This window comes from Streptomyces sp. NPDC008150, from assembly GCF_042956945.1.
Taxonomy (GTDB): Bacteria; Actinomycetota; Actinomycetes; order Streptomycetales; family Streptomycetaceae; genus Streptomyces.
The window spans coordinates 364,685-385,799 of record NZ_JBIBHJ010000002.1 but is presented as its reverse complement, the minus strand read 5'-3'; the positions used below and the strand labels follow the sequence as shown (position 1 = coordinate 385,799).

Annotated in this window: 17 protein-coding genes; 8 read left to right on the top strand and 9 right to left on the bottom strand. The window is 72.7% G+C overall.

The window, feature by feature from the left end:
• The first annotated feature begins 2 nt into the window (after positions 1–2).
• Positions 3–842 (top strand): oxygenase MpaB family protein, encoded by an 840-nt coding sequence (locus ACFZA0_RS07750; RefSeq protein WP_391012981.1) that lies wholly within the window; start codon positions 3–5, stop codon positions 840–842.
• A 1-nt stretch (position 843) separates the two neighbouring features.
• On the opposite strand, the gene ACFZA0_RS07745 is transcribed toward ACFZA0_RS07750, so the two are convergent.
• The 3 genes from ACFZA0_RS07745 to ACFZA0_RS07735 all read right to left on the bottom strand — a co-directional run bounded on the left by ACFZA0_RS07745 (position 844) and on the right by ACFZA0_RS07735 (position 3,342).
• A complete protein-coding gene (locus tag ACFZA0_RS07745) occupies positions 844–1,131 on the bottom strand; it encodes a zinc-ribbon domain-containing protein (RefSeq protein WP_391012979.1) in 288 nt (95 codons plus the stop codon).
• A 220-nt stretch (positions 1,132–1,351) separates the two neighbouring features.
• Complete coding sequence (locus ACFZA0_RS07740; RefSeq protein WP_391012977.1) at positions 1,352–2,584, bottom strand: MFS transporter; 1,233 nt, start codon at positions 2,582–2,584, stop codon at positions 1,352–1,354.
• A 68-nt stretch (positions 2,585–2,652) separates the two neighbouring features.
• On the bottom strand, positions 2,653–3,342 hold the full coding sequence (locus tag ACFZA0_RS07735; protein ID WP_391012975.1) for a thaumatin family protein: 690 nt from the start codon (positions 3,340–3,342) through the stop codon (positions 2,653–2,655).
• A gap of 625 nt (positions 3,343–3,967) precedes the next feature.
• Between ACFZA0_RS07735 and ACFZA0_RS07730 the strand changes: the two genes are divergently transcribed.
• The 4 genes from ACFZA0_RS07730 to ACFZA0_RS07715 all read left to right on the top strand — a co-directional run bounded on the left by ACFZA0_RS07730 (position 3,968) and on the right by ACFZA0_RS07715 (position 10,368).
• Positions 3,968–5,344 (top strand): lanthionine synthetase LanC family protein, encoded by a 1,377-nt coding sequence (locus tag ACFZA0_RS07730; RefSeq protein WP_391012973.1) that lies wholly within the window; start codon positions 3,968–3,970, stop codon positions 5,342–5,344.
• Positions 5,345–5,640: 296 nt separating this feature from the next.
• A complete protein-coding gene (locus ACFZA0_RS07725; protein WP_391012972.1) occupies positions 5,641–6,855 on the top strand; it encodes a beta-propeller fold lactonase family protein in 1,215 nt (404 codons plus the stop codon).
• 769 nt (positions 6,856–7,624) lie between these two features.
• A complete protein-coding gene (locus ACFZA0_RS07720) occupies positions 7,625–9,265 on the top strand; it encodes a carboxylesterase family protein (protein ID WP_391012970.1) in 1,641 nt (546 codons plus the stop codon).
• A 14-nt stretch (positions 9,266–9,279) separates the two neighbouring features.
• Positions 9,280–10,368, top strand: coding sequence for an ABC transporter substrate-binding protein (locus ACFZA0_RS07715; RefSeq protein WP_391012968.1), 1,089 nt, complete (start codon positions 9,280–9,282; stop codon positions 10,366–10,368).
• A 56-nt stretch (positions 10,369–10,424) separates the two neighbouring features.
• Here the strand turns inward: ACFZA0_RS07715 and ACFZA0_RS07710 are convergent, their stop codons facing one another.
• The 5 genes from ACFZA0_RS07710 to ACFZA0_RS07690 form a co-directional block, all read right to left on the bottom strand.
• The gene (locus ACFZA0_RS07710; RefSeq protein WP_391012965.1) at positions 10,425–11,777 is read right to left on the bottom strand and encodes a family 43 glycosylhydrolase; all 1,353 of its coding nucleotides are present in this window, start codon (positions 11,775–11,777) and stop codon (positions 10,425–10,427) included.
• Positions 11,778–12,311: 534 nt separating this feature from the next.
• On the bottom strand, positions 12,312–13,184 hold the full coding sequence (locus ACFZA0_RS07705; protein ID WP_391012962.1) for an ABC transporter permease subunit: 873 nt from the start codon (positions 13,182–13,184) through the stop codon (positions 12,312–12,314).
• Positions 13,185–13,196: 12 nt separating this feature from the next.
• A complete protein-coding gene (locus ACFZA0_RS07700; protein WP_391012959.1) occupies positions 13,197–14,144 on the bottom strand; it encodes an ABC transporter permease subunit in 948 nt (315 codons plus the stop codon).
• Between the two features lie 13 nt (positions 14,145–14,157).
• The gene (locus ACFZA0_RS07695) at positions 14,158–15,501 is read right to left on the bottom strand and encodes an extracellular solute-binding protein (RefSeq protein WP_391012956.1); all 1,344 of its coding nucleotides are present in this window, start codon (positions 15,499–15,501) and stop codon (positions 14,158–14,160) included.
• Positions 15,502–15,643: 142 nt separating this feature from the next.
• On the bottom strand, positions 15,644–16,783 hold the full coding sequence (locus tag ACFZA0_RS07690) for a substrate-binding domain-containing protein (RefSeq protein WP_391012953.1): 1,140 nt from the start codon (positions 16,781–16,783) through the stop codon (positions 15,644–15,646).
• A gap of 278 nt (positions 16,784–17,061) precedes the next feature.
• Between ACFZA0_RS07690 and ACFZA0_RS07685 the strand changes: the two genes are divergently transcribed.
• Positions 17,062–18,894: a glycoside hydrolase family 2 TIM barrel-domain containing protein gene (locus ACFZA0_RS07685; protein ID WP_391012951.1), complete on the top strand. Its 1,833-nt coding sequence runs from the start codon at positions 17,062–17,064 to the stop codon at positions 18,892–18,894.
• Positions 18,895–18,967: 73 nt separating this feature from the next.
• Here the strand turns inward: ACFZA0_RS07685 and ACFZA0_RS07680 are convergent, their stop codons facing one another.
• Positions 18,968–19,477, bottom strand: coding sequence for a cupin domain-containing protein (locus tag ACFZA0_RS07680; RefSeq protein ID WP_391012948.1), 510 nt, complete (start codon positions 19,475–19,477; stop codon positions 18,968–18,970).
• A gap of 139 nt (positions 19,478–19,616) precedes the next feature.
• Here ACFZA0_RS07680 and ACFZA0_RS07675 point away from each other — a divergent pair, with 139 nt between their 5' ends.
• The gene (locus tag ACFZA0_RS07675) at positions 19,617–20,093 is read left to right on the top strand and encodes an Rrf2 family transcriptional regulator (protein ID WP_391012945.1); all 477 of its coding nucleotides are present in this window, start codon (positions 19,617–19,619) and stop codon (positions 20,091–20,093) included.
• A 50-nt stretch (positions 20,094–20,143) separates the two neighbouring features.
• Complete coding sequence (locus tag ACFZA0_RS07670) at positions 20,144–21,085, top strand: DsbA family protein (RefSeq protein ID WP_391012942.1); 942 nt, start codon at positions 20,144–20,146, stop codon at positions 21,083–21,085.
• Positions 21,086–21,115 lie beyond the last annotated feature (30 nt).

The window sequence follows — 21,115 nt, the reverse complement described above, 5'->3', positions numbered from 1 at the left end:
CCATGGAAACGCGCAACGAACCGGTCCCGTTCGCCCCGGGCTCCCTCCTGTGGGAGATCACCGGCGACGTACGGCTGGTGTTCTCCCTGCCGCCCGCCCTCGTGCTCCAGGTGATGCACCCGGCGGTCGGCGCGGGCGTCGACGAACACTCGGTGTTCCGCACCGACCCCTGGGGCCGGGCCCAACGCTCGGTCGAATCCTTGCAGTTGTGGGTCTACGGAGGCCGGCGCGCGATCGAGGAGGGCCGCAGACTCCGCACCCTGCACAAGGACATCAGCGGCACCGACACCCGCGGCAGGCCCTACCACGCGCTGACACCCGCCAACTACGCCTGGGTGCACGCCACCGCCTACCCCGCCTTCCTGCGGGCCGCGCGCTACCTCTCCCGCCCGCTGGACGAGAGCGAGCAGCGCCGCCTCTACGACGAACTGCTCCGCCTCGGCGACATCCTCGGGCTCAGGCGCCGCGACATGCCCGCCACCCCCGAGGAGTTCTGGCCGTACTTCGACGCGATGGTCCGCGACGAGCTCGAACCGACCGCGGTGGCGAGGGAGTTGCTCGACCCGAGCCGTCCGCTGCCGCCGCCGCCCGCCGCGGGACGTGTCCTGCGCCTGCTGTGGCCCGTGCTGCGGCCCCCGGCGGCGCGGCTGAACGTCTTCGTCACGACCGGCATGCTCCCGCCCGCCGTCCGCGAGCGTCTGGGTCTTGCCTGGACGGCCCGGGACGAGCGGCGGCTGCGGCGCTTCGGCGCCGTCGTGCGCGCGGTCGTCCCGCGGCTGCCCGAGCGGCTGCGGTACCTGCCGATCGCCCGCGCGGCCCGCAGGCGGGCGCGGAACGACTGAGTCAGGAGTGGAACGGCTGCTGGGGCTGCCCCTGCGGCTGCGCTCCCGGGGCGGGCGCGCCCTGGGCCAGCAGGTGATCCACCTGGTCCTTGCTCACCTTGTCCTGCGCCCCGCAGAAGGTGCACTGCGTGTGGTAGCTGACGGCGATGGGGAACAGCGGCACGAAGAACAGGGAGAACTTCGTGACCCGCTTGCGCAGGGTGTGCGCGGCGGGGTTGCCGCACCGGCCGCACAGCAGCGTCAGGATCGCGAGCTGGTACAGATACCCCTTGGTCCCAAAAATGATCATGCTGAAAGCCCCTCCCCGGTGCGGTCGTTCGCCGCATGCCCACCGCATCGTGCGTGACGCACACCGGGTCGGACAACTCCGCGGCCGTGATGTGACCTCCGGCGCGTGGACAGACCGGTGAATTACGGGACTTGACGGGTCGCCGCAGGAGAGGGGGCGAGTCCGCGACCGCCGGGGCCGACCGCGTCGCCGACGACCGGCCCCGCGCCGAAGCCGCGGCTCAGGCGGCCCGCCCCGCCGTCCGCTCCTCGTCCTGCCCGCGCCGCCGGTACAGCCACACACCGGTGACGGCCGCGACGACGATGACGCACCCCGTGAAGATCAGGCCGGCGCTGCGCAGCCCCAGCGCGACGGACAGCGCGCCCACTCCGATGACCGGGACGGAGATGCCGGTGTAGGCGACGACGAAGAACGACGAGACGGTCGCCGCCCGGTGCGCCGCCGGAGCCGCGGCACTGACGCCCGTCAGCCCCGCCCGGAACGCCAGGCCCTGCCCGAGGCCGCCGCACATGCCGCCCAGGACGAGCAGCGCCAGGGACTCCGCCCACAGCGAGGCGCCGACGAGGACCAGCCCCACCACTAGGACGGCGCAGCCGAGCGGAAGGGCGTTGCTCACGCTGGTCCGGCCGGTGAGGGCCTGGCCCGCCGTGGAGGCCAGGAACACCGCGAACACGACCAGGCCGCAGACGGCGAGGTTGCGCTCCCCGAGGGTCTCGGCGAGGAAGCTCGGGGCGACGGCGGTGAACAGGCCCAGGAGCGAGAAGCCCGCGAACGCGGCCACGGCCGCGGGCGCGAACACGGCACGCACCTCGGGCGGTACGTAGACGCCGGACGGCGCGAGCCGCGACCGGAGCCTCGGCTCCGACACCGTCTCCGGCAGGAGCAGGACGGTCACGGCGGCGACGGCGAGCAGCACGAGGTGGGTGACGAACGGGAGGGTCAGCGGAGAGGGCGCGTACTCGGCCAGGAACCCGGCGAGCAGCGGACCGCAGCCCAGGCCGCCCATGTTCGCCGCGGTCGCGGCGAGCCCGGCGCGGGCGCGACGGGCGGGGTCGGCCAGTTCGATGACGGTGACGGTGCCGACCCCGCTCAGCAGCCCCGCGGACACCCCGGAGAGCAGCCTGCCCGAGTACAGCAACGGGAGGCCGCCCTCCAGCAGGAAGCAGACCGCGCTCGCGGCGCCGAACAGCAGCGCGCAGAGCAGTACGGGCCGGCGTCCGACGCGGTCGGAGTGGTTGCCCGCGAGGAGGAGGGTGATGATGACGCCGACCGCGTAGGTGGCGAAGACCAGCGTCACCGTCAGCTCGGAGAAGCCGAGTTCCTGCCGGTACAGGCCGTAGAGGGGCGTGGGCAGCGTGGTGCCTGCCATTCCGACCGCGAACACGGCCGCGGCGGAACGGAAGCCGGCACGGCGCGGGGCGGTGCTCCGGAGGCCTGCGGGGCTGTTGGTCATGTCGACACTTTACGTGCGTGATCAACCGGAGCCCGCGTCCCCGACACCGGAGGGCGGCGTCGCGGCCGTCACGGACTCACCCCCCACGTGATGCGGTAACCGCACTCGCCCGAGCAGGTCAGGACGCTGGTCGCGTCGTCGTCGACGTACGAGTACGCGAAGGGCTCCGCCTTCTTGAAGACCGCCGCCGAGTCGGTGGGCCACGACGACGGGACGCACTTCGGGCGCGGCGCGTACGGGCCGGTGCAGCAGGTCCGGTCGGTGTCGTAGACCAGGCAGGCGCTGAGGCACGCGACGACACGGCCGTCACGGACCCGCTGGAGCGCGCTGGGGCACGTCGCGTTGGCGTCCCGCGTGCAGCCCGCCGCCGAGCAGCCGTCGGCGTCGAGGGTGTCCGGCGTCGAGCCGCCGTAACTGTTGATCCACATGGGCAGGTTGTTGCCCTCGACCAGGCTCACGTCGTAGAAGTCCATGCCGTTCCACGCGTTCAGGTTGAACTCCGCGAGCGTGGAGGGGAATTCGCCCCACGTGCTGCCGCACTGGAAATGGCCGCAGTCACCCGTCAGGCAGTGCCCGTCGCCCGACGCGTCGAAGTGGCACCCGGTGCGCGCCCACACCCGTACGTCCCAGTGGTCCGGAACCGCGAAGCTCACACTGGCCCCCGGCGCCAGTACCCAGCCCGTCGCCCCCACCGGGTGGTCCGGATCGGCGGCGATCGCGGGCCAGATCGTCCGGGAGAGCCGGTTGACCAACGTCACGACACGTTTTCCGGGCGTGCGGGCAGCGGGAGCGGCGGCCCGCGTCGCGGAGGGCGAACTCCCCGCGTGCGGTGATGACTTGGCCGTCTCAGTGGGCCTGGCGGTGGACGCCGGGGGACGACGTCCGTGCGTGACGGACGGCGACGCCGTGGGTGTGCCGCCCACGCGACCGGCGCTCGCGGCGGACTGCACCCCGGATCCGGCCTCCGTCACTCCGGAGCCGGTCGGGTTCCGTGCGACGAGCACGCCCGCCAGCACGGCCAGACAGGCGAGAATCACCCCGCAGGCCAGGAACATGTTCCGGCGCGCACCGCCGGTGCGCGGGCCGGGCGCACGGTGCCGCGCCCCGGCGGTCGAAGCGGTGCCACGCGACCGCCCGCGCGGCGCCCCGGGATCATCCACCATGTGCTGCTCTCCTGCCTGTTCACGAACGCCCTTGCGCTCCACCGCCGTTGGGGCGGCGAACCTTCTGTGGGGGAGACGGGCGGGGGCGGGGCGGGACAACGGAAAACGCGGGGCGGCCGCCGAGCGGCCCCACGGGCGCGGCCCGGACCGGTGGGCCGGGGCGGGCCGCCGCCGACCCGAGGGGGAACCCGACGCCGGCGCACGCCTGTAGCGTGGCCGGGTGGTGGCGAACGACACGTACAAGGAACTGGGCGAAGCGGCCTGGTCGTGGGTGCTGGACCAGGTGCGCGAGGACGACGGGCCGTGGCTGCCCGAGGCCGTGACCGAGGACGGGCGGCGGGACGCGGACGGCGGCCGGGAGGGCGCGGGCGGGCCGGACCCCCGGCCCGCCAAGGACCGTGACTCGCTGTACGCGGGCATCGCCGGACTCGCTCCCGTGCTGACGGAGATCGAGCAGTACCGGGAGCTGGACGGGAGGGAACGGGATCTCGCCGCCGGCATCGTCTCCCGTCTCGCCGCGGGCGCCGCCGAGAACGCCGAACCGTCCCTGTACGACGGTCTGGCGGGCGACGTGACCGCGCTGAAGCTGCTCTCGCCGGGCGCCGAGCGGGCCGCGCTGCGCCGGCTCGCCGCGCTGGCGACCCCCGACGGCTGGAGGACCACACTGGAGTACAAGCCCGGTTCGGACGCACCCCTGACCGACGTCGTCATGGGCACCGCCGGTGTGGTCATGGGCGCCGTCTGGGCGGGCGGCGAGTACGCCGACGAGGTCGCCGCCACAGGGTGCGAGGCCCTGCTGCGGACCGCCGACCGTACGGCGGCCGGGCTCGACTGGGGCATCTCGCCGGGCGCGGCGTCGAGGTCGCCCAACTACTCCCACGGCACCGCCGGGATCGCCTCCGCGCTCGCCGTGGCCGGTGTGGCCCTGCGCCGGGACGACTTCGTCGCCGCCGCGGTCGACGGGGCGCGGCACGTCCTGTCCGCCGGTTCGCTGGAGGACGGCGGCTTCGTCGTCCCACACACGATCCCGCCCTCGAAGCGCGAGGTCGAACCCCTGACGTACAGCTGGTGCCACGGACCGACGGGGACCTCGCAGATGTTCGCGGCGCTGTCGTACGCGGGTGTGGCGGAGGTGGACGGGCACGGCGTCGAGGACCTGCGGCAGCGTTGCCTGACCTCCGTGCTCACCTCGGGGGTGCCCGACCGGCTCCGCCCCGGCTTCTGGGACAACGACGGCCGCTGCTGCGGCACGGCGGGTGTGGGCGACGTGCTCCTCGACGCCGCCCAGGACCTGGGGCCGGGGGAGCGGGCGGACACCCTGGTGCGGGCCGCGCGCCGGATGGGCGACGCCCTGGTCGAGCGGGCCGTGCGGGACGCGGCGGGTGCCCGCTGGCGGTTCGTCGAATACCGGCAGGAGCAGCCCCTGCTGCCCCCGGGGACGTCCTGGATGCAGGGCGCGGCGGGCATCGCCGCGTATCTGCTGCGGCTCGGCCGCTTCGTCGGGACGGGCCCCGACGCCCCGGTCGTGGACCGCCCCGACCAGTGGTGGGCCGTCCCGGCCCGCCTTCGCGTCACGGCCCCGCGCGCGGAGCGCTGAACCCGCCGCACGCCGCCCGTTCCGCGTTCCGTCCGAGGCCCCCGATCCGTTCCGCGGTCGGGGGCCTCGCCGTCTCCCGGGAGCGGGGATCGTGCCGGCTCGCAGGCGCACACTCCGAAGCCGTGGTTGCTCGTTGCGAAAGCTTAGGGTTCGGGTTCGGGCCTGTGCCTTCGGCGAGGACTGTGGACAACTGCCCGCCCGGCCACCAGCGTTGTCGTCCGGTCAGAGGCCGGTACCGCGCTGCCCGCGGTGTCGGCCTGTTCGTTCGCGCTGAGAAGCAAAGGGGCTTTTTCCTCATGAACGACCATTCTTCCGCCCGGGTTCCCACGGCCGCCGCCGGAACGCCGGGGGGTCCCTCGCGCCGCGCCGTGCTGCGCGCCGCCTCGACCGCCGCGGTCGCCCTGCCGGTGCTCGGCCTCGCACAGAACGCGCGGGCGGCGACGCACAGCGACGGCGGGGAGTTCCTGTACATCGGAACGTGGGGCGGCACTGACATCCACGGTGCCCGGTTCGACGCCGCGACCGGCACGCTCACGGCGGGCGGGCCGGTCGCGGCCGTCAACGCGAGCTGGACGACCCGGCATCCCTCCCTGCCCGTCCTCTACGTCGGCGGCGGCGGTGACAACGGGGCCGTCTACAGCTACCTCGTCGACCCCGCGACCGGGGCCCTGACCCGCACGAGCCGGGTCGAGACCGGGGGCGCCGGCACCATCGGTGTCGTCTCGTACGTCACCGTGGACGAGCCGTCGAAGACGCTGCTCGTCGCCAACTTCGCGCAGGGGCTCACCGCCGCGCTGCCGATCGCGCGCGACGGAAGCCTGGGTCCGGCGACGTCCGTCGTCCAGGACACCGGCTCCGGGCCGAGCCCGCGCCAGGCCGGACCGCACGTACACACCGTGACGGTCGACCCGTCCGGACGCTACGTACTGATCGGCGACTTCGGCGCCGACCGCGTGTTCGTCCACCCCTTCGACCGGGCCACGGGTGCCATCTCGACCGCTGCGGACGGTCCCGCTCCGTACGAGCCCGGGGCCGGGACCGGTCCCCGGCGTCTGGAGTTCCACCCCAACGGTCACACCCTCTACCTGCTGACGGAACTGACCGCGGAGATCCGCACGTTGCGATGGAACGCGCGGACGGCGGAGATCACCGAACGGCAGGCACTGTCCACGGACAGCTCCGGCTTCACAGGTGTGAAGAGTGCGGCGGAGATGGCGCTGAGCCGGGACGGGCGCTTCGTGTACGTCTCCAACCGGGGTGAGAACGCCCTCGTCGTCTACCGGGCCGATCCCGGGAGCGGCCTGCTGTCGTTCGTCCAGCGCGTCCCCTGCGGCGGCACGACACCGTGGAGCTTCACCCTGCACCGCGGCGGCCGGTGGATGCTCGTCGTCAACCAGGCCAGCAACACGGTCAACGTCTTCCACGTCGACCGGCGCACCGGCCGGCTGACCGACACCGGAGGGGCGATCACCGTACCGCTGCCGGACGGTGTCACCTTCCTGCGCCCCTGATCGCTCCCAGGCTGCGCGCTCCCGCGCGACCCACGACGTTCCCGAACCCCTGATCCGTCCCCAGGCCGCCGCGGCAGCTCTCGCGGCGGCGACGGGCGGGTGCCCGGACGGCTTGCGCCCTCGTCCGGACGCCCGCCCCTTCCGCCTGCCCGAACGCGGTGCGGTACGGAGCGAGACGCGGAGCGCGTCCCCGTCCGGTCGCCCCGCCGATGCTGGCCCGTCGCGAACGTGCGGCTCAACTCCCCGCCGTCACCCACCGAGTTGTCCGACGATCCGGGAGATCGGATGCCGGCGTCTTCTCGTCGGACGCAGGATTTTCCTGCGTACTTCTTGAACGTGTGAAACGCCGGTGTTACGTTCCCTTCACCGCTTGTCAGACAATCCAACGGTCACGGTGCCGCCCCGGCACCGCACCGGCAGACGAAGGCCAGGTCCCCGCCGCACCCCTGGTGCACGGGCGGCACACGAACCACTTTGCCGATCAGACCTGTGCCTTCGGACAGGGGCGCCTCCACCGGTACGACGAGCGACCGCTCACCGGAGGCGCCTGCACCTCGCGCGGCAGTCGTTCTCTCCCGGCGGACATTCAGGGTGGTTTGGTCATGGTGGATGCGCACGGGTTCGACGCCTGCGGGCCGGGCCGCACGTCGCCGACGAGGCACGACCGGGCCCCACGCCGCCGCACGCCGATGCCTCGCCTCCCGGCGGGCCCCGGCCGGTAACCGCACACCGCACACCGATCACCGCACACCGACCCTGGAGAGAGACCATGCGTGACCCAGTGCAGACCGAAGCGGGACTGGTGCGGGGGGTACCCGGGCGGGACGGCGGCGTCACCGTCTTCCGCGGCATCCCCTACGCGGCCCCGCCGGTCGGCGCCCTGCGCTGGCGTCCTCCCCGGCCGGCCGAGCCCTGGCCGGGGGTGCGCGCGGCCGACCGTTTCGGGCCGATGTGCCCCCAGGCCCCGGGCCCGGAGACGGCCGCCCTCGGCCTGCCGATGAGCGAGGACTGCCTGTACCTTAACGTGTGGACCGCCACGGGCACCGGCACCACTCCCGGAACCGACGCCGCCCCCGTCTCCGACGTCGCCACCCACGACGACGCCCCCCGCCCCGTCCTCGTCTGGATCTACGGCGGCGGCTTCCGGGTCGGCACCGGGGCCGACCCCCGTTACGACGGGGAGAACCTCGCCCGTCGCGGTGTCGTGGTCGTGACCTTCAACTACCGCCTGGGCGCCCTGGGTTTCCTCGCCACTCCCGGACTCGGCGACGAGTCCGAGGACGGGGCCTCCGGCAACTACGGGCTGCTCGACTGCGTCGCCGTACTGCGCTGGGTGCGGGACAACATCGCCCGGTTCGGCGGCGACCCCGGCCGGGTCACGATCGCCGGACAGTCCGCGGGCGCCGGGGCGGTGAACTTCCTCGCGATGTCGCCCCTGGCCCGCGGCCTCTTCCACCGGGCCGTGGCACAGAGCCACGCCCGGTACTCCCGGGACCCCGAACTCCGTTACCTGGCAACGTCGTACCGCACCCTCGCCGACGCCGAGCGCGCCGGAACCCGCTATGCGGCGGAACGCGGCGCACCGACGGTCGAGGAGCTGCGCGCGCTGCCCTGGCAGCAACTGGTCGAGGGGGACACCTCCGACGTGGACACCGACGTCGACACGGGCGGGCCGGCGAAACCGCCGCTGTTCCGGCCCGTCGTCGACGGCCGGGTCCTGCCCGCCGGTTACGACGAGACCTACGCCAAGGGCCTCCAGAACGACGTCTGGTACCTCGCGGGCAACAACCTCGACGAGAGCGGGGCCGTCCCGGAAAGCACCTTCGCCGGTTACCGCGCCGCGGGCAGCGGGGCGTCCCGTCCCGGAGCGCCCCCGGTGCACGTCACCCTCGACGACTTCACCGCCGCGGCACGCGTCAAGTTCGGTGCGATGGCGGAGGAGTTCCTGCGCCTCTACCCGGCGGCCACCGACGACGAGGCGGCCCGCGCGCACTGCGCGGCGGTGCGCGACAACGCCCGGGTCTCCACCTGGCTCTGGGCGGCCGACTGGACCCGGCACGCCGACCGCCCCGTACACACGTACTTCTGGACCCACGCCTCCCCGCGGGGACAGAACCCCCCACGGGCGTCGCACAGTTCCGAGATCGACTACGTCTTCGGCAATCTCGACCCCGAACGCGCCGAATGGACCGACCAGGACCGGGAGATCGCCCGCCTGATGACCGGCTACTGGGCCAACTACGTGGCCACCGGTGACCCCAACGGCGCCGGACTGCCCACCTGGCCCGCCTGGTCACCGGACGTACCGGCGGTCATGGAGGTCGGTGACGCGTTCGGACCGATGCCGTTGGCGGCACCGTCCCGGCTCGACTTCTGGAAGCGCTTCTTCCCCACCCAGCAGGCATGGTGACAGGAGAGAACCACATGCGACACGGCAACCGCACAACCGGCCTCGCCCGCGGAACCACCACTCCGCGGCACGGCGGCCACCGGCGGCTCCTCGCCCTGGCATCCGCCGCACTGCTCGCCCCCGCCCTGCTCACCGCGTGCGGCGGGGACACCCCGGCCAAGACGTCCGGCGGCCTGACGGTCGTCACCGTCGGCTCCGGCGGCAACATCTTCGACATGCCGCTGAGGCTGGCCGACACCAACGGCTACTTCGAGAAGCAGGGGCTCAAGGTCAAGTTCGTCACGCTCACGGCGGCGACCGGGCCCTCGGCCCTCCAGTCCGGGTCGGTGCAGTTCCTCAACGACAGCCCGACCGGGTTCGTCTCCGCGCTCTCCAAGAAGCTGCCCGAGATCGCGATCTCGGCGGACGGCTCCGGCAACCCGCTCGGACTCGCCGTCAGCAAGAAGTTCGCCCAGGAGCACGGCCTCACCGCCGACAGCCCCGCGGCGACCGTCGCCAAGGCGCTGGCCGGGTCGACCGGCGGAGCCAGCTCGGCCAACACGAAGGCCGAGGCCGGGATCTTCCTGAAGGGGCAGGGCGTCGACCCCGGCAAGCTGAAGTGGGTGTCGCTGCCGAGCCCCGCCGCGGACAAGGCCGCCCTCAAGAGCAACCAGATCGACTGGTTCGTCACCTCGGAACCCATACCGCTCCAGATCCAGTCCGACGGCGACGGCGTCGTCGTGGTGGATTCGCAGAAGGCTCCCGAGTGGTCGGCGAAGGAGGCCGGGTACGGGCAGTTCGTCGTCACGCAGAAGACGTACGCGGCCCAACACCCGGAAATCGCGAAGAAGTTCGTCGCCGCGGTCCAGCAGGCGACGGCCTACCTGGGCACCCATCTCGACGCCGACAACGACAAGACCGTGCTCGACGTGGCGCAGAAGGCGCTGCCCGGTGTGCCGGCGGACGTGCTGCGCAGCAGCCTCCAGCAGGTCGACTGGCCCGCGAAGGGGGCGATGAGCGCGGCCGACTGGCAGAAGACGCAGGCGTTCATCGACAGCCTCGGTGCGCTCCCGAAGGGGACGTCCGTCTCCTCGTCGGACTGGACCAACAAGTACCTGCCCTGACGGGACGGCGGACCGGCCGGGGAGCGGTGACCGCGCTCCCCGGCCGGTCCGCGCGGTCAGCCGTCGCGGCGCGCGACGTAGATGCGGTTGCCCTTCGGGCCGGTCCACTCCAGCCGGACCACGCCGGGCACGGCCCCGTCGTCCGCGCGTGAACCGTTCGACCAGTAACCGAAGTTGGGGTTGCGGAAGAAGGTGGACCACAGCCCCCCGGTGTGGTCCTCGAAGATGTTGTCGTGGCCGGCGCCCACCCCCAGCGTCCAGCGCTCGGAGTAGGGTCCCTCGAAGCTGTCCGAGACGGCGGCGACCGCGTCGTACTGGTACTGCACCCGCCCGGCCGCGGCGGTGTCGTAGGCCTGCCGGACGCTGCCGTCGGCGTTCACCGACGTGCGGTCCCACGCCGTCTGGACCAAGTAGTACTTGCCGCCGTGCTTGAACACGTAGGCGCCTTCGAGGTACGGCTCCGGCGAGTAGGGCCGCTGCTGGAAGGCGGGGAGGCCGGTCGGGGTGACGATGTCCTCCATGTCGTCGCGGAACTTCGCGTAGAGGTTGTTGTGCAGCACGAGCCACGCGTCGTCGCCCTCGGAGAACAGGCCGCCGTCGATGTGGAAGTACGTGCCCGGCCGCGCGACCGCCGGGCCGCCGTTGACCACCTCGCCGAACGGCTTCGCGAGGCTCCCCTCCACGACCCGGTAGGGGCCCTCGACACCACCCTCGCTGACCAGCATGAACGAGCCGACCTTCTGCGAGTGGTCGCCCATGCACGCGACGATGTACCACTTGCCGCGGAAGTAGTGCACCTCGGGCGCCCATGCCTCGCCGCGCTTGCCGAACTCCGTGTCGTACCAGTACTCCTGCCACGGCGCGACGACGGTGCGTCCGGCGGAGTTCTCGCCGACGAACTCGGGCGACCACACCTTGCCCTTCTCCGCGCCGGGCCGGATGCCGGTCGTGTCGGCCAGCTTCCACGGACCCTTCAGGGAACGGGCCAGCCACACGAAGATCCCGTCGTTGTACGGATTGGCCGCCGCCAGCCCGTCGACCCGGGTGGTACCGGTGGCCACGTACAGCGGACGGCCGTCCACCTCGAAGCAGTTGACGTAGGTGTCCCGCATCCAGACCACTCCGCGCGCCTTGTCGCGGGGCCTCAACTCCAGTGGCAGGACGAAGGAGTTGTCGTCGCGCGGCCACAGGTCCCTGCGGACGTCGGCGAGCCCGTAGGTGTCGGGTGCGGGCCAGTTGGGCGGATACACGTGTGACGCCGGCTCCCGGGTTCCGGACGTCCGCGCGTGTGCGGCGCCCTCGGCGGCCTGTGCGGCGGTCGCGGGAAGTGCCGCCGCGGCGCCCAGACCGGCCGCTCCGGCCAGCAGGGCACGACGGCCGACGCCGGATCCGCTGTCGGTACTGCTCATCAGCTGCTGCTCCTCGGGTGTGCGGGGGAGAGGGCATGGCGGCAAGGGTGGCTCTCGGGCACGCCAAAGGCCCACGGGGCAAGGGGAGTTGCGGAGGATGTGCGGGTGGAACCGCGGTCGTGGTGCGCGGGGTGTCACCGACAGGCGGCGACCGTCGAACAGGATCCGGCGGCGCTGCGGCCGGTGTGCGCGACCGGCGTGCGCCGGGTCAGGTGTGCGCGGGATCCGTCGTGCGGTGACATGTGTTCAGCTTGCGAACACCCGTCGATCTTCGTCAACACGCCGGGTATTTAATCCGGCACGAAGGGTGCATCGGAATTTTCGGGCAACTCGGCGTCTTCGCAGGTTGGCAGGGGTGTGCGGGGCCCTGCGCCCTGGTAACGATCGGATAACGCCGAGGTGGTCCCGTACGGCACGCGAACGCCGGACCCGCCGGGGCCCCGCACGCGCCGGGGCCCCGCACGCCGCCCACGGACCGGAGCGGCCGTGACCGGTGTGCGGGGCCCCGACCCCGTCGCCGTTACCGGGCGCCCCTCACTTGATGCCCGTCGTCGCGATGCCCTGCACGATCTGCCGCTGGAAGACCAGGAAGACCGCGATCAGCGGCAGGAAGCCGAGCACCGCGGACGCCATGACCTCGGCGTACTGGACGCTGGTGTTGTCGATCAGGGAGGCCAGGCCGACCGGGATGGTCTGCGACTTCGTCTGGTTGAGGACGAGCAGCGGCCACAGGAAGGCGTTCCACGACGTGATGAACGTGAGGATCGCGACCGTCGACACCGCGGGACGGCACATCGGCATGCAGATCCGCGAGTAGATCCGCCACCAGCCCGCCCCGTCGATGCGGGCCGCCTCGATCAGTGGCCGGGGGATGCCGCGGAAGAACGCCTGGAACACGAAGACGGAGACGGGAGCGGCGACCGAGGGCAGGATCAACGCCCAGAAGGTGCCGAGCAGATGGAGCGAGCGGTACTCGATGAACTGCGGCAGCACCAGCGCCTCGCTCGGCAGCATCAGCCCCGCGGCGACCAGTCCCATCACGACGAGCCGGCCCCGGAAACGGAGGAACGCCAGTGCGAACCCTGCCATCGAGCAGAGCAGGACCGTGAACACCACGGCGAGCGTGGAGATGACGAGGCTGTTGAGATACCAGGTGCCGATCGGGTGGTCGTCCCAGGTGGTGGCATAGGCGTGCAGGGACCAGCCGCCCGCGAACGGCGAGGTCGGGTCCTGGGTGATCGCCCCGTCGGGGCGCAGGGAGGTGATGAGCGCCCACGCGAACGGCACCAGCCAGATCAGGGCGAACAGGGTCAGGCACGTGGCGCACAGCCGGTTGAAGAGCTTCGCGCCGTCGAACGGGGGCGCACTCGTCGTGGCGGCGGGCCGCGGCGGGGTGACGGTGGTCAAGGTGTCCTCCACTCAGACCGCGGTGCCGGTCGCGCGCCGCTGCCGCAGCCCGTACCAGGCCGCCGATATCGCGACGATGATGACGAAATAGACCATGGTGGCGGCGGCCCCGTAGCCGCCCCGGTAGGACGTGAAGCCGGTGTCGTAGATGTACTCGATGACCGGTCGGGTGGACTGGCTCGGGCCGCCGCCCAGAAGCAGGTAGATCTGGTCGAAGACCTTGAGCGAGGCGAGGATCTGGAGCATCAGCACCAGACTCGTCGTACGGCCGAGCAGCGGCACCGTGATGTGGCGGATCTGCTGCCAGGGGCCGGCCCCGTCGATGGCGGCGGCCTCGTAGACGTCGGGCGGCACGTCCTGGATCGCCGCCGTGTAGAGGATGAAGTTGAACCCGAAGGTCCACCACAGGGTCATCAGCGTCACCGCGAGCCAGCCGCCCGCGGTGCTGCCGATGAAGTCGGGCACCGGCAGGCCGACCGCGCCGAGCAGCTTCGGCAGCAGGCCGTTCGTCGGTGTGTACAGCCACAGGAAGATCATCGCGACCACGGTCGACGGCACCACGTACGGCGCGAAGAAGGCCAGGCGGTAGAAGACCCTGCCGCGCGGCATCCGGGCCGCGAGGACGGCGAAGACCAGGGAGAGGACGACCAGGAGCGGCGTGGTGAACAGGGTGAACAGCACCGAGTGCCACATCGCGTCCCAGAACAGCGGGTCGCCCACCACCTGCGCGTAGTTGGACAGGCCGACCCAGTCGCCCAGACCGCTCTTGACGGTGGTGGTGTTGAAGAAGCTCAGCACCACACCCACGAGCAACGGGCCGACCAGGAACAGCAGATAGATCACGAGGAAGGGCGCGGTGAGCAGCGCGCCCGCCCGGCGTTCGGAGCGGGGCGGCCGCTCCCGCGGCGGGGTCGTTGCGGACGCCGCGGGTGCCGGTCGCGTCGGGGCGACGGTCGTCATGGTGGGCTGCCTCCTACTTCATCGTGACCGGCGGTCGGGCCGTGGTGTACCGCTTGAGGTCGGAGCGCATCGCGGACACCGCTGCCCGCGGACCGGTCCGCCCCGCGAGGACGTCGATGATCGTCGAGCCCACGGTGTTCTGGAAGTCCGAACCCGCGCCCGTGTACCAGGCGACCGGGTCGTACTGGGCGTTGAACGCGGCCTGCACGTAGTTGCGCTGCGGCGACAGGTCCTGGAACGCCTTGCCGCGCTGCGTGGGCAGCCACGCCGGGACGTGTCCGCCCTGGGCCCACACGGCGCTGTCGTCCAGCAGGCTCTTGACGAACCGCGCCGCGGCCCGGGTGCGGGCGTCGGATCGCCCGGCGTTGCGCGGCACCACCAGGGCGTGCGAGTCCGCGTAGGCCACGGGCTTCGGACCGAGCAGGGCGGGGAAGGGCACGACGTTGAAGTGCAGGCCCTTGACCAGCCGGTAGGTGGGTATCTGCCACTCGCCGTCGAAGAGGAAGCCGGCCTTGCCCGTGCTGAAGAGGGTGTTCGCGCCGGATCCCGTGGTGTTCTTCGGCATCAGGCCGTCCGCGGTGAGGCTCTGCATGAACGCGAACGTCTCCTGCATCGCCTCGCTGTCGACGTCGGTCTTCGTGCCGGAGTCGGTGACCAGCGGTCCGGCGAGGCCGGAGTAGATCATGCTGAAGTAGCGCCACGCCGTGGCCGGGTCCGCGGTGATCGACATGACCGCGCCGTACTGCGCGCCGCCCGTCTCCTTCATCGCCTTCACGGCGTCGAGGAAGTCGTCCTTGCCCTTGAGGGGCTTCAGGCCGTCGCCCGCCGCGTTCAGCAGCCCCGCCCTGCGGGCCAGGTCCGTGTTGTAGAAGAGGACGAAGGGGTGGGTGTCCAGGGGGACCGCGTACACCGTGCCGTCGACGGTCGCCTTGCGCCAGGCCGCCGGCGTGAACTTCTCCTCGGTGACACCCAGGTCCGCGACCCCGGTGTTCGCCACCGGTTCCAGCAGCCCGGCCGCGGCCAGCAGCGGGAGCCGCGAGAGGTGGGAGATGCCGACGTCCGGGGGAGTGCCGCTCGCCGTGGCCAGTGCCAGCTTGGTGTAGTACGGGTTGCCCCAGCCCAGGATCGTCGCCTCGACGGACGTGCCGGGGTTGGCCTTCTGGAACGCCTTCTCCATCAGCACCATGTTGGCGCCGTCACCTCCGGTGAAGAGGTTCCAGAAGATGACGTCCGCGGTGTTCGGCTGGGATCCCGTCAGGCCGGAGGCGAGCGGGGAGGAGCACGCGGAGAGCCCTCCGGCCAGTGCAAGACCGCCGCCGAGGGCAAGGAACCGCCGGCGCGCCATCGCTCCGCTCATAGGGGTATTCACCTCGTTAAATCGATGTGAACTCGATGGCGCAGACCCTCGCACACGATTTGCAACGATGCAATAGATCAACGCGAACTGGCTGCCGGGGCCTCGCGACGCCGACACGCCGGGGCCCACGTGCGACGGAGCGTCAGGCGTCCCTCGTCGGCGTCCGGTCCGGCGAGGGATCGCGGCGCGAGGACTCGCGGACCACCAGCCGGAAGGGCGTGTCCACCTGCGGCGCCGTCCCCGTCCGCGCATCCCCGGCGCCCGCGTCCGGGTCCGCGTGCGTGTCCGCCCGCGGGCTCGCCCCGGTGTCCGCCGCGTCCGGTGCGTCCGCCGCGTCCGGAGCCGCCGGGCGGGAGATCTGCTCCTCCAGCAGCGCGAGCGCCCGTTCCGCGATCGCGTCCAGGTCGGGGGCGACCGAGGACAGCGGCGGGTGCGTGTACGCCGACTCCTGGATGCCGTCGATGCCGACGACTGCCACGTCCTCGGGCACCCGCACGCCGGAGGCGTCCAGCGCGCGCAGCGCGCCGACGGCCAGCGCGTCGTTGAAGGCGAAGACCGCGTCGGGCAGCGGGCCGTCGCCCACGAGGAGTTCGCGCACGGCCTCGTAGCCCTGCTCCCTGGTCCAGTCGTCGACCGGCACCACCAGCCAGTTGACCCGCCGGACCCGGGCCGCCGACAGGGCCTGCCGGTAGCCCTCCGTGCGCTGGCGGCCGTTCTCGCTGCCGTTCCGCCCCAGGGCGACGATCCGGCGGCAGCCCTGCTCCAGCAGGTGCTCGACCGCCGCGCGGGCGGCCGCCACGTTGTCGATGCCGACCCGCGGGAACTGGTCGCCGACGCTGTGCTCGCCCAGCATGACCAGCGGGAAGTCGGTCCCCCGGGCGGACGTCTCGGAGGCCGGCACGGTCAGGGCGCTGAGCAGCACGCCGTCCGCGACGTTGGTGAGACCGCCGTCGAGGATGCGCCGTTCCGCGTCGCTGTCGCCGGCGGTCGCCTCGACCAGGACGGTGATGCCGCGCCGGGCCGCCGCGCGGATGACGGCCTGGGCCAGCTCGGCGAAGTAGGGCTCGTCGAGGAAGGGCACCGCCAGCGCGACGAACCCGGTCCGCCCCGAACGCAGGCCGCGCGCGAGGTAGTCCATCCGGTAGCCCAGCTCGTCGAGCGAGCGCTGCACGCGGGCGCGGGTCTCGGGGCTCACGTGCGTGTAGCCGCTGACCACGTTCGAGACCGTGCGCACCGACACTCCGGCGTGTTCGGCCACATCCCGCATTCGGACCCTGGCCACAGGGCCTCCCTCCTGTCGGACTTCTCGTCGGCCGCGGTGCCCGACTCCGGTCGGACTCCGCGGCGGGCCGGCCGGCGCACGTTCCGTGTGCCGCCCGGTGTGTCGGCCCCGGGACCCGGCCCTCCGGGGTGCCGACCTCCGGAGTCTGCCCCACCGCCGGTGCCGTCGCGCCGCCGAGGTGGCCTTGCATCGTTGCAAACGATCACTCATGATGGCAGGACTTTCGACCGGAGAAACGCTGGTACCGGGCATGCCGGACAGGCAGAAGGAGGAGATCCGTGAGGGCGAGCGAGCAGGACGGGACGTATCCGAGGCCGATCCTGCGACGGGAGCGGTGGCACAGCCTCGACGGTGTCTGGGACTTCGGGTTCGACGACGCCGACGCGGGCGAACGCGAGGCGTGGTTCGCCGCGGAGGGCGCGGGTGCCTTCGACCGCGAGATCACCGTGCCGTACCCGCCCGAGGCACCCGCCTCCGGGATCGGCGACACCGCCCCGCACCGCGTGGTCTGGTACCGCCGCCGCATACCCCGCGCGGTGCTCGCGGCCGGGGCCGGAGAGCGGGCCCTCGTGCACTTCGGCGCCGTCGACCACCGGGCCAAGGTGTGGCTGGACGGCCGACATGTCGCCGAACACGTGGGCGGGCAGAGCCCGTTCACCGCGGACGTCACCGACGCGCTGCGCCCCGGGACCGACGAGCACGTGCTCGTCGTGCGTGCCGAGGACGACCCCGCCGACCTGGCCCAGCCGCGCGGCAAGCAGGACTGGCAGGACCGCCCGCACGCCGTCTGGTACGAGCGGACCACCGGCATCTGGCAGACCGTGTGGACCGAGACGGTCCCCGCCCAGCGCGTCCACGACCTGGCCTGGGTGCCCGACCCCACGCGTGGCGTCCTCGCCGAACTCACCCTCGCCACGGTGCCGTCGGGCCCGCTCCGCGTGGACGTCGAGCTGAGCCACGACGGTGAGCCGCTGGCCGCCGGCAGTGCCACGGTGCGCACCCCGCGCAGCAGCATCGACCTCGTGATTCCCGCGCTGCGCAACGGAATCGACCGCGAGGACCTGCTGTGGAGCCCCGAGCGGCCCACCCTGATCGACGCCCGGGTGACCGTGCGCGACGCCGCGGACGGCACGGTCGTCGACACGGTGGACAGCTACCTCGGGCTGCGCAGCACGGGAGTCGGCCGGGGTGCCTTCCTCCTCAACGACCGTCCCTATTACGTGCGTTCGGTGCTGAACCAGGGCTACCGTCCGGACACCCTGATCGCCAACTCCGGTACCGGCGAGCTGCGCCGCGAGGTCGAACTCGTCAAGGAGATGGGCTTCAACGCCGTCCGCATCCACCAGAAGGCGGAGGACCCGCGCTTCCTGTACTGGGCCGACCGGCTCGGCCTGCTGGTGTGGGGCGAGACCGCCGCCGCCTACGAATTCGGTTCGCACGCAGTGGAGTTGCTCACCCGGGAGTGGCTGGACCTGGTGCGGCGCGACCGCAGCCACCCCTCGGTCGTCACCTGGGTGCCGATGAACGAGAGCTGGGGCGCCTCCGACATCCCGCACGAGCCGGCGCAGCACCACTACTCGCTTGCCCTCGCCGAACTCACCCGGGCCCTCGACCCGACCCGCCCCGTCCTGTCCAACGAGGGCTGGGAGCACACCGACAGCGACATCCTCGGGGTGCACGACTACTGCGGGGACCCCGAGGAACTCACCCGCCGCTACGGCGACGCGGCCGCCTTCGACGCGGTCCTCGCCGGACCCGGGCCGCAGGGCAGGACGCTCGCGGTCACCGCACGCCAGATCGAGCGGTACGCGGCGGGCGACGCCCCGCTGATGATCACCGAGTTCGGCGGCCTCTCGCTGCGCGCCGACGACGACGACTTCTCCTACACGCGCACCAGTTCCGACACGCAGTACGCCGCCCTGCTCGGCGACCTGTTCGGCGCGCTGCGGTCGAGTCCGATCATCGCCGGGTTCTGCTACACGCAGTTCATGGACACCGCGCAGGAGACCAACGGCCTGCTGTTCGCGGACGGTTCGCCCAAGCTGCCGATGGAGACGATCCGCCGCATCGTGACGGGGGAGAAGGACACGCCCCGGGGCCCGGCCGCGTGAGACCCGGGGGTGCCGGGCCGGCCCGCCGGTGTCGGCGCCCCCGACGTCCGCGCCGACGGGGCGCGTCGGGGACCTACGAAGACTCGCCCCTGGAAAGGGCGTACAGCTTCGGGAGGTTCACCACGATCGCTTCCTGCGTGCTGCGCGCGATGACCACCACCGCCTCGTCCGCCGGGTCCGGGTTCTCCTCGCGGTGCGGCACGAACGGCGGTACGAAGATGTAGTCGCCCGGCGAGGTGCGCAGCCGGATCTCCTCGGGCGCGGCGCCGGAGTCGTCGACGAAGACGAACTCGGGGTGGCCGCTCACCACGTAGATCGCGGTCTCGGACTCGCCGTGGTGGTGGTCGGAGCTGGCGGTGGCCGGGGCGACGTGGGTCTGCCCCATCCAGAGTTTCTCCGAGCCCACGGTGCGTCCGCTGACCGCGGCGAACCGCCGCATGCCGCCGGTCTGGGCGGTGTCCCCGTCCAGGGCGTCGGCGCGGACGTGGTGCAACCGGGTGCGCAGGGGCGCGGTGGCACCGTCGGAGGCGTCGTGGAGATGGGGGTGGAAGCCCTCGCCGGGCGCGGTCAGCGGCTCGCTCATGGCGGCGACGCTAGGGTGCCCCGGAAAAAGATGTCAAGAGGTGTCCTTTGGGCTTCACCTGCGGCAATGTTCCCGCAACGAACGAGGGGCATGCTGTGAAGACCTCGGCGGCGCCGGGCCGTTCGGGCATGATGGTCGTATGTACATCTCCGCGAAGGCGGACTACGCGACGCGCGCCCTGCTGGAGCTCGCCTGTCGCCCGGACCGTCCGCTGACCTGTGAGTCCATGGCCTCCTCCCAGGAGATCCCGTTCCGGTTCCTGAAGTCCGTGGTGGGCGAGTTGCGCCGGGCCGGACTCGTCCGCAGCCAGCGCGGCTGCGAGGGCGGGTACTGGCTGGGCCGCCCCGCCGACGCGATCACCCTGCTCGACGTGGTGCGTGCCGTCGACGGCGAACTGATCACCCTGCGCGGCGATCCGCTGTCCGGCCTCGACTACCCGGCCCCGGCCGCGGCCCTGCCCGGCGTGTGGTCCCGCGTGGAGGCCGAGGTGGCGGCCGTGCTGGGCGGTACCACCATCGCCGCCCTGCTGCCCGAGCGGGCGGACGCCCTGGCCGGCGGCGCCCCCCTCGACGGGGCGGACGTGGCCGGCAGGGTGGTCGGACAGGGCGCGGCGTGAACGGCGGCCCGACGCGGCCCGACGGGTCGCCGGGGGTGCCGGGAGCGCCGGTGGCGCCGGGCGAGGGCGGTGCGGCCCCCGCGCCGTGTGAACTCGTCGAGTACACCGACCCGTTGTGTCCCTGGGCCTGGGGTGCCGAGCCGCTCTTCCGGGGGTTGCGCGCGGCGCTGGGCGAACGGGTGCGCCGCCGCCGGGTGTTCGCGATCCTCTTCGACGAGGACGACGACCCGGCGCCCGACGCGGCGGCGGAGACCGCCTGGTACGCGCGCTACGTCGAGGAGATCAGCGGGCACACCGGTGCGCCCCGGGCCGAACGGCTGAGCCGGGTCGCCGCCAGTTCCTGGCCCTCCTCGCTGGTGGCCAGGGCCGCCGAGGCGCAGGGCGGTGCGGTGGCCGACCGGGTCCTGCGGCGGCTGCGGGAGACGGTGTTCGTGCTCGGCGAACCCGCCGACACGCTCGACGCCGCGCTCTCCGCCGCGAGGGGCGTGCCCGGACTCGACGAGGTCCGGCTGGCGGCCGATGCGGTGTCCGCCGCCGTGCGGGACAGCGTCGCCGCCGACCGGGCCGAGGCGCGGCGACCGGTCCCCGAGGTGTTCTCCGTCGAGGCGGCGGGACCGCATCCGGGCGCCGCCAAGGAGACCCCGGACGGCGAACACCGTTACGCCCTGCCGACGTTGCTCGTGCGCGGTGCCGGCGGACACCGCGTGGTGCCCGGCCGGCGCCCCTTCGCGGCGTACGCGGCGGCGGTCGGCGCAATGTGTCCGGGGCCGGTGCCCGACCCGCCCCCGCTGCCCGCGGCGCGGGCGCTCGCGCACTACGGGAGCCTCACCGAGCCCGAGCGGCTGCTCCTGACCCGGGGTGCGTGGCCCCCGGCCGGTGCCGTACGGGTCGACACCGGCAACGGGGCTCTGTGGCTGCATCCGGAGGAGGCGGCGACCCACCCCGCGACGCGGAGGACGGCGCGGAACGCTCGCGCCTCCGGCCGTACCTGACGAACCGTCACGCACGGTGTCCGGCCGCCC

Excerpts from the sequence above, each read along its gene's own strand:
- ACFZA0_RS07750 (WP_391012981.1), top strand. The coding sequence starts at position 3 with ATGGAAACGCGCAACGAACCGGTCCCGTTCGCCCCGGGCTCCCTCCTG.
- ACFZA0_RS07700 (WP_391012959.1), bottom strand. The coding sequence starts at position 14,144 with ATGACGACCGTCGCCCCGACGCGACCGGCACCCGCGGCGTCCGCAACG.
- ACFZA0_RS07720 (WP_391012970.1), top strand. The coding sequence starts at position 7,625 with ATGCGTGACCCAGTGCAGACCGAAGCGGGACTGGTGCGGGGGGTACCC.
- ACFZA0_RS07675 (WP_391012945.1), top strand. The coding sequence starts at position 19,617 with ATGTACATCTCCGCGAAGGCGGACTACGCGACGCGCGCCCTGCTGGAG.
- ACFZA0_RS07740 (WP_391012977.1), bottom strand. The coding sequence starts at position 2,584 with ATGACCAACAGCCCCGCAGGCCTCCGGAGCACCGCCCCGCGCCGTGCC.
- ACFZA0_RS07710 (WP_391012965.1), bottom strand. The coding sequence starts at position 11,777 with ATGAGCAGTACCGACAGCGGATCCGGCGTCGGCCGTCGTGCCCTGCTG.
- ACFZA0_RS07745 (WP_391012979.1), bottom strand. The coding sequence starts at position 1,131 with ATGATCATTTTTGGGACCAAGGGGTATCTGTACCAGCTCGCGATCCTG.
- ACFZA0_RS07695 (WP_391012956.1), bottom strand. The coding sequence starts at position 15,501 with ATGAGCGGAGCGATGGCGCGCCGGCGGTTCCTTGCCCTCGGCGGCGGT.
- ACFZA0_RS07715 (WP_391012968.1), top strand. The coding sequence starts at position 9,280 with ATGCGACACGGCAACCGCACAACCGGCCTCGCCCGCGGAACCACCACT.
- ACFZA0_RS07680 (WP_391012948.1), bottom strand. The coding sequence starts at position 19,477 with ATGAGCGAGCCGCTGACCGCGCCCGGCGAGGGCTTCCACCCCCATCTC.
- ACFZA0_RS07725 (WP_391012972.1), top strand. The coding sequence starts at position 5,641 with ATGAACGACCATTCTTCCGCCCGGGTTCCCACGGCCGCCGCCGGAACG.